Origin of the sequence: Marinimicrobium locisalis (genome assembly GCF_039822625.1) — a bacterium.
Lineage (GTDB): Bacteria > Pseudomonadota > Gammaproteobacteria > Pseudomonadales > Cellvibrionaceae > Marinimicrobium > Marinimicrobium locisalis.
Window position 1 is genome coordinate 1 of sequence record NZ_JBDLLG010000040.1, and the last position, 8,612, is coordinate 8,612.

Genomic DNA, 8,612 nt, shown 5'->3' on the forward strand with positions numbered 1-8,612 from the left:
TCAAAGAATGAAGGCTCCGAACCCTATATTGCAATCACGGGGATGACCGAACTGGTCGGCGGCGATAATGATGATTCCTTTGTGGCGTCGGTTAGCCACAATGATAGTGTCGCCTTCGGTGGCGGTCATCGGGGGCGGAAAGACAAAGGTTGCTTCCGGGGCCTCGGTGTCGCTACCTGTCACCACATCGAAGGTGGTAGTGTAATCACCTACGGTGACGGTTTGGGTTTCTTCGGGGGTTTCATGGGCGGTGCCCTGGAGGGTCAGTTCGTCCCCCAGGCTGGCATCAGTGGACTCTGATTGGAAATCACCGTCGTTCAACCGGTACTGACCGTTCTCAACGGTGACCGTCACGGACGCATCTGCATCGAGGCCCTCAATCGTAATGGTCTCAGAAGCGACCTTGGCACCAAGATCAACATCTTCGGCGGCGGAAAAGGTGAACGGCGTGGTACTGGCTGACGCTTAAACCATTAGAATGAGAAGGAGACCACAAAAATCGATGGACCGCAACCATGCAAGTGGTCCCCGGCTACTTGTTGGTTATTTGTAGCCGGGGTGGCACCCCCTTGCGTGTTTCGAACGACAAGCCTTACTCTACAATCTCTGGAGCCTAGACACCAGATAGTACGGCAGATACAATCGGTTCCGAATTAGCAGCATTAAAAGGAATATCAGGAGAGTCATTAATGCTTCAACAAAACCATCCCAATCCGCAGGACGGTCAACCCGCCACCATCGCAGGCCAGCACGCTGGCAAACGCGTCCGCTGTTCTCCGCAAGCACTTCCGGTGTTCGATGAAATCGTCGGGCTCGCCAATAAAGGCAACTACTGGGCTACCTTTATCGTTAAAGGTATCAAGGGGTTAACCTCTGGTCGTTTGCACATGGACAACATTTATATCCAACAGGAAAACAACCTCGCCTACGGTCGAGGTTTGTTCTATGTGGTACTACCGGGCGTGACCGCCACCCTGGAGGACTGCGCAGACGGCACCTACATGCTGCAAACGCTGAAGGCGGATATAAATTACATGCAGCATCAGAAAGACAAGCAGAAGCCTGGGGTTTGGAGAGTATCAAAGGATGAACGTAAATTGCCCGAGTTTCAGGAAAGCGGGCGTATTCTAGATAAGGAATACCGCCCCGTGGTGATTGGTGACCGAGCAATAGATGACCCTCAGCCAGTTGCCATCGCCGCTCGAAAGGACTTGATTAAGACCGAAAATACCATTAAAAGCATGGTGGATCACTCCGGGTTTGACTTGCATCACACTCCTGGCGGTGGAGCCATAGTGGGACTGAAAAAAGCCAAAGAAGCATTGGCCACATCGAACGATAAAGCTCTTATGGAATCTGCAATCTTACTGGCTAACACTATGTACAATGCGCGCAAGGTGCAGGGTGTGCTCTGGTTTTCTGACTGGGGCGGCTCGGCAGTATTGACTCGCGCCTTACAGGTATTGCAGGGTAAAAATGTGAGACTGGATAAACACTCCGTGTTTCTTAACCGGCCCACCTCCAGCAGTTCTGAAGCCTTAAAAATAGCCAAAGATCTCGACATAACTCCACTCGGTAATGGCAAGAGCGCCGGGTTGCGACCCTCTGAAGTCGTCGGCAATCATTTGCACTCCGACGTAACAGCGCAAAGCGCATTGAAAACCGGGCTATTTGGTTTATCGACGGCCAGCGCCGCCTTTGGTGTTCTCGGGTTTGGGCTTTCCGCTGCTGGCGCGGTAGGACTGGGAGGCGCCATGTATTATGTCAGCACTACAGTGCAGTCTGGTACGAAGAAGCTCAAAGGTAAAGAGTACAAATAAGGGGGTGGGCCAATGATGAATGTTCGCCTAAAGCTACGCGAGCCAAAGCAATTTATCGTGCCCAAGGGCCCCAGTTTTCGCTGGGCGCGAACTGTCTGTAGCGATCTGGATGGCACGAATATCATCTTTAAGGCTCCAAGGTATCGTGCGAAGTACTTAGATCTTGAGCCGGTTCTGCCTGAGCGTCGCTATCGATCAAGCGGTTCTTCGGGTAGCTCCATGCCCTTTCGCAGCATGTATAGCGACGAGGATGCTGAAAAGGGCCTCAAAGATCACTTTGAAAGGCTTAAATTTTTTTACCACGCTTGGGCTTTTTACGGCCCCTGGTTTTCAGGCACGGTTGCCGAATTAAGCCTTTCGTTTGATTTTATCAAGGCAGTAAACTTCCCCGACTCTATGTCGCTGTTTCATCCCCGTGCCTTGGAGCAGGTTATTGGGGAGTATTTAACTTTTATGTACTCCTATCATCTGGATTTTACTCGGGACTATATTCAGGAGCTCGATGCGCCAGTTAATTGGCAGCCGTTGCATCACTTGCCGGTCAATGCTGTCAGAATGGAGGCGGTTCCCAGGGATTTTTCGGCTCATAAGACCAAAAATCACCTGATGTTTTTCCCTATCGCCGACGACATCATGGCCTGCCTACACTTTATGCCCAGCCGAATTCTGGGCCTGCCCCGCTCTGAGCTGGACAAGCGTGTCAGCGTGGACCCTATGTATGAGCTGATGGATAATATCATCAACAGTATCCAACTGGAGCTCTCACCCGAAGCCAAGGCACAGCAGGCCCGCGCTCTGGATGGATTGGGTAATACCGAGCTGGTGAAGGACTATCCGTTATTGAAATGGGACAATGCCACATGGGAAGTCGAGCAGAAATACCTGAACAGCGGCGCGGCTTGATAGAGTTCAGCCTGGCAGCGCTGTTCCACAACATTGTCTGTGATCTCAATAAAAACGAGCGAGTACCAAATGGAGAACGTCACCCCATGGTGATTGGTGAACGGCTGTTGGTTGGGCAGCGTGTGGCGGGCAGCGTCCATCATAAACTTAAGCGCTAAGGAGGGGCCACGTTAGCAAAATACTGGGCGAACGCCACCCCTTTTGCGTGCTCGCAGTGAAAGAGGGGGCGGAAAATACGACAAAGGAGAGCTTTAAACGCCACCTTGTAAAAAGTGAAGGATAATGCGCCAAATTCCAACTGGTTCACACTTTAGGGACTCAAATTGTGGCACAATCCAGCGCTGATGCTAATACCACCACACCACTGACACGGAACACAAGGAGTGCACGTCATGCCCCTCCCCATGCTGCGCCAACTTACCCTGGCCTCACTGGTCGCCCTCGGATTGACCGCCTGCGGCGGTAGCGATAGCGGCCCTCGCCCGACCCCCAACAGCTCCAGCGCCGGACAGTCCTCCAGTGCCTCGGTGGACGAAAAGCCCGCCCAGTTCTCCTTTGAGGCCCAATCCGACGTTGAACGTGGCGCCACCGTCACCAGCAATACCATCACGGTTAGCGACATCAACACAGACACCGCTATCAGCGTCTCCGGCGGTGCCTACGCGGTCAATGGCGGTGGTTACACCAAGGCCGCCGGGTCTGTGGAAGACGGCGACAAGGTCACCGTCCAGCTCACCGCCCCGGAGAGCTTCGACACCGAGGCCTCGGCCGCCCTGACCATTGGGGGCGTGAGTGACACCTTTACGGTGACCACCGAAGCTGAAGATACCGCGCCGGATGCCTTTGGTTTTGCACCGCAGGATGGGCTGGAGCCAGAAACCGAGGTGGTCAGTGAGCCGGTGACCATCAGCGGCATCAATGTTCCAGTGGATGTCACTATAGATGGAGGTGAGTACCGGATTGACGAGGGGGAGTTCACAACCGGTAGCAGTGAGCTGACCACGGGCAGTGCCGTCACGCTGCGTGCCGTGACCCCGGCGGAGCCGGGTCAGACCCAAGAGGTTAAGTTGACCATTGGGACCGAACAGACCACCTGGGCGGTCACGACCGCTCCCGACGAAGAGCCTCCGGTGGGCGATATCGCCTTCCCGCCTCCCATGAGTGCCACGGGTGCCGAGACCTTGACCATTCGGGGGCGGGCGTCGGATGAGCACAGCGACGTCGCCGAAGTGACCCTGACGGTTGAGAATGACGGTGTCATCAACTCTCATACACTTAAAGCCGACGAAGAAACCGGGTTCGCCGAATGGCAGCAGTCAATCACCCTCGCTCCGGGTGAAAACCGGGTAACGCTTCAGGTCACGGATGAAGCGGGCAATGAGTTGGAAGAGCCGGTGGAAGTGACCGTGGTGGGTCAGGATTATACGGACCCTTTCCCAAATGATGAGGAGGGTCAGTTCAACATCTATGATCTAATTTTTGACAAGGACCATAACCGACTCCTCCTGCTGGGCTACGATGCTGATACGGAGGCGGCAGAAGGGCGTATTGCGTTGTCAGTGGATCTGGCGACCGGCCAGCGCTCGGTACTTGCTACCAATAAGGGCGAAAATGAACCATTAGGTATAGCCCTTCTAGATATAGGGAGCCTTGATCCCGAGAATAACCGTTTGGTTGCAACCGACAGCATAATGGACACCCTTTTTGAATTTGATCTTGAGACAGGTGTGGGATCCGTCCTGATGGACGGCGATGCTGGCAATGAAGCAACGATCTTTGATCGCCCTGATGATATTGTCAGGTCTCCAACAGACACAGATAGCTATTATATTGCCGCTCCCCCAGCTCTTCGCGAGCCTGAGCGGTTGCTGAAAGTTAATGTTGTCGATGGAAAACGTGAAGTGATTTCGGGACCTAATGTTGGCGAAGGGCCTGAAATTAGGGGGGCATGGGAGGTTGTGGTCACCAAGGACGGGAAAACCGCTTACGTGAATGTCGGTAGATATCTCTACGAAGTAAATTTGGTGACGGGAGCGCGAGAAGAAATCCCGCTGGATTATCCATCGGAATCGATTAGAGCCGCCCTTGGAATTATGCTTGCTGGGGGGCAGGATGCACTGCATATTTTCGAAATCTCTCAAGGTTTAATGGTGAGAGAAGGCACGACCGGCGAGTGGAATGTAGTGCACCCCTATAGCGCAAATGATCCTTTTGACTCAAGGCGAACAAGCGGGGCTCACTATGTCGAAGAAGATGGTTACTTCTTTGTCGCTCAAGACCCTTTAAAAGCGGTCTATGCGTATGATTTGTCGACCAATGAATTCGTGATTATTACCCGTTACTCCGAGTAAATTTCGTTAAAATATCGAATTGAAAACAGGCCCGAGCTCAATCACTCGGGCCTTCCGCCTAATAAGGACTGTTGCCATGACGTATTCCTCTCCCCGATCAAATACCTTTATGTCCTTCTCTAGCCGCAAACTGTACTTGGCCATGTTGGCCTGCTCACCCATGGTTCTCTCGCACACGGCGCTGGCCGGGCCAGAGGGCGGAAATATCGTCGGGGGAGCGGGAAAAATCTCTGCCGAGCAGAAGCAAACCCTGATCGAGCAGTACTCGGACCGTATTGCCATCGATTGGGAGAGCTTCGACCTGGATGCGGATGAGGTGGTGAGCTTCCTCCAGCCGGGGCAAGACTCGGTGGCGCTCAATCGCATACTGGGCAACTCTGCCTCGGATATTCGCGGGCGAATCAATGCCGACGGTCATGTGGTCCTCGTCAACCCCAGGGGCATAGTGTTCGGCGAGAGCGCGCAGGTGAACGTTGGGGGTATGTTGGCGAGCGGGCTGGATATCGGCGTCGACGATTTTATGAACGGGGATTATGTTTTCTCCGCGCTGGAGGACGCCGAGGGCACCGTGATTAACCGCGGGATGCTACAGGCCTCGCTGGGTGGATCGGTCGGCTTGCTGGGGAAAAAGGTCAGCAACGAAGGGTTGATCCGCGCTGAGCTTGGGTCGGTGACACTCGCGGCGGGTAAAGAAGCCGTGATGACCTTCGATAATAGCGGCCTGATGGGCATTCGGGTGACCGAATCCATCCTGCAGGAGGATCTGGGTATCGATCCGGCCGTGCTCAATGAGGGGACGATTGAAGCCGAAGGCGGCCGAGTACTGCTGACGGCGGCCGCCAGCCGTGACGTATTCTCGCAAGCGGTTAACACCGGCTCACTTGCCGATGCTCGTAGCGTGGTGATGCACGATGACGGCAGCTTCACCTTGGGTGAAGGGGCGGACCTGGTCAATACCGGCGATATTCATGTGGGTCATGCCGAAGAGGCGGGCAGTGCGGTCCTGCTGGGGCAGAACGTCACTCAGGACGGGCTGGTGGATGCCAGCTCCGCAAGCGGCGCCGGAGGGCGCATTGAGCTCCACGCCCGGCAGACCACGCTTCTAAAGCGCGGTAGTGAAACCCAGGCCGAGTCACTGTCCGGCGGTCAAGGGGGTGATGTGCTGGCCCTGGGGCGGTATGTGGGTGCCGAGGGCACCGCCTTTGTGGACGCGTCTGGTGCCGAGGGTGGCGGGCGCATCTATCTTGGCGGCGACTACCGGGGAGAGAACGCCTGGATGCCCAGTGCCGATAAAACCATTGTTCAAGCGCAAGCCGAGCTGAAGGCAAATGCCTCGGAAGGTGGTGATGGCGGTCGCATTATCGTCTGGGCAGATGAAAGCACGCGGTTTGGCGGGAATATTGACGCCAAAGGTTCTTCAGATGGTTTGGGCGGATTTGCAGAAGTTTCCGGGAAGAAAAGCTTGTCGTTTTCCGGGACTGTCGGTCTACACGGGGGGGCAGGGGGCGGGACGCTTCTTTTGGACCCTGAAAAAATAGTTATCGATGATTCCGGCAGCGATGGTCCAGCTGAGCCAACAGATGGAACGTATAAAGTTGACTTCAGTTTTGTTGAAGAGGAGGCGCCATTTAACATTTCAACAACTACAATAAGCGGATTTCTAGAGAGTGGCACCGACGTCGTACTGCAAGCCACCAAAAGCATCTCGGTAGATAATGCTATATCGGCTATTGGAACAAAAAAGGAAAACTGGTTGAAGCTCCACTCCGGTGGAGATATTTCCATCGCGCAAAGTATTGAGTTGGGGGCCGGTAACTTCGAGGCTATCGCAGGCCATAGCGGTTGCGGCAGCGATTGTACGCCGGGGAAAAATGGTAGAAAGCTGCTTGTGGGAGCAAAAGGTTCGATATCCACCAGCGGACAGATTAACTTGTATTCTACTGAAGGTATAGATATTAACCGAAGCCTGTCTGGGGGGGCCGTCACCCTTAGGTCCAGAGACTCGATTGACATAGCGGCCAACGTCGTTACTGAAGCCGGCAGTCTCGATATTCACGCCGGCGATGCCTCTTTAGGTAACGATGGCATTAGCGTTCAAAGGCTCAAGAACAACAACAATGGTGAAGACCCGGATATTATCGAAGGCAATCTTGTCATTTCCGGTGAACTTCACTCCAATGGTTCTGACATTAACCTGAACGCCTTTGGCAACATCCAGCTCCAGGCGAATGCGTCTACTGGAGGCGGTAACTTCAAAGTGGGTGAAGCCGACAAGCCTAAATCATTCTCCAGCAACTATGTAGTAGGCTGGGATAATGATGACAACCCCATCTACGCCACTATCAGTACCGGGAACGGGGCCGCCAGTGCCGGCTCCATAGAAATCAACGCCACCGGTAATGTTGACATTCGTGGGCTTGATTTGAGCCTTAGCTGGGAAGCTCTTGACGAACTGGTGGATGGAGGCGAGCACTCAGATTTCTTGGCGGACCAAGCCGTCGGCGCCTCCCAAGTGGGTTCGGTGACCATCGCCGCCGGCGGTAATGCCACCCTGCATTCCGACTGGAATTATAACGATTCAGGCCCCTTTGCGGCCAATGGTACTCGGAAAGAGGGATGGCTTGCAGCTCCCAAGTTAGATGTCGATGCGGATGAGAATATTACTCTCAAGGGTCGGATTTATGACGCCTACGCCGACGGGCGGGACCTTCTTGATATCGAGCTTACGGCGCTCGGCACTTTGACGCTGGAGCAGGATGTTTTTACGGCCGGGGGTAACTTTACGGCCGAGGCGGGTACGTTTGATCTTCAGGCCGATATCAATACTCGAAACGCCAACCTTGATGGTGGCTCAACGGATGCGAGCGGGGGAGGCTTGTGGTCTACAGGCGACAACGCTCCGGGCATTCCCGACAATGTGATCGACTATATCGGTTCCTACTCGTCTTCTGGCGGCGACGTCAGCTTAACACTGACCAGCGATAAAGCCTTCACGCTTGGCGACATCACAACCCTGAGGACTTGCGGCGCTTTAAGTGAGGCCTGCACAGGCGCCTTGAAGATCTCCAAGAGTACCGGTACCAACGCGTTGGCTATTACCCAGGGTGAAGCGACGGCCGATCTAACCTCACTGGACATTGGGGGATTGACGACCATTGATGTTGGCACCACTGACATTAACTTGGGGTCTCTTGCGAATACCTTCGCTGGGGGCGTTAGTCTTATAGCGGGAGGAGAGGTTACTCTAAAGTCGGGCTCTGACCTTACAATTAATTCCCCGGTCGGAAGCTCCGGCAACAGAATCTCACAGCTCACTATTGATAATGAAGGCTCCGTCGTGTTCGAGCACGGCGACGAACTGTACGTCGACGGCCTAACCGTTAATTATGTAGGTTCCGAAAACGGCACCCTAACACTTCAAGACGGCACCAACAGCTGGACAGTGTCCGGAGCGGACTCGGGGTCAATTACCACGGGCAGCATCCAGAACGTTGTGGGTGAGGATCCACGCTTTACCTTCTCCGGCTTCACAGACCTG

General features: G+C 54.3%; 5 protein-coding genes. 4 read left to right on the forward strand and 1 reads right to left on the reverse strand.

Annotated elements, in window-relative coordinates; genetic code table 11:
• Positions 1-354 (reverse strand): hypothetical protein, encoded by a 354-nt coding sequence (locus AAE514_RS17915; RefSeq protein WP_347332937.1) that lies wholly within the window; start codon positions 352-354, stop codon positions 1-3.
• A gap of 335 nt (positions 355-689) precedes the next feature.
• Between AAE514_RS17915 and AAE514_RS17920 the strand changes: the two genes are divergently transcribed.
• From AAE514_RS17920 to AAE514_RS17935, 4 genes are all read left to right on the forward strand, one after another.
• A complete protein-coding gene (locus tag AAE514_RS17920; RefSeq protein ID WP_347332938.1) occupies positions 690-1,820 on the forward strand; it encodes a hypothetical protein in 1,131 nt (376 codons plus the stop codon).
• Positions 1,821-1,832: 12 nt separating this feature from the next.
• The gene (locus tag AAE514_RS17925; RefSeq protein ID WP_347332939.1) at positions 1,833-2,723 is read left to right on the forward strand and encodes a hypothetical protein; all 891 of its coding nucleotides are present in this window, start codon (positions 1,833-1,835) and stop codon (positions 2,721-2,723) included.
• Positions 2,724-3,115: 392 nt separating this feature from the next.
• Positions 3,116-5,074 (forward strand): hypothetical protein, encoded by a 1,959-nt coding sequence (locus tag AAE514_RS17930; protein ID WP_347332940.1) that lies wholly within the window; start codon positions 3,116-3,118, stop codon positions 5,072-5,074.
• Between the two features lie 76 nt (positions 5,075-5,150).
• Positions 5,151-8,612 (forward strand): two-partner secretion domain-containing protein (locus AAE514_RS17935; protein WP_347332941.1); only part of this gene is annotated, 3,462 nt, incomplete at its 3' end.

Excerpts from the sequence above, each read along its gene's own strand:
- AAE514_RS17920 (WP_347332938.1), top strand. The coding sequence starts at position 690 with ATGCTTCAACAAAACCATCCCAATCCGCAGGACGGTCAACCCGCCACC.
- AAE514_RS17925 (WP_347332939.1), top strand. The coding sequence starts at position 1,833 with ATGATGAATGTTCGCCTAAAGCTACGCGAGCCAAAGCAATTTATCGTG.
- AAE514_RS17930 (WP_347332940.1), top strand. The coding sequence starts at position 3,116 with ATGCCCCTCCCCATGCTGCGCCAACTTACCCTGGCCTCACTGGTCGCC.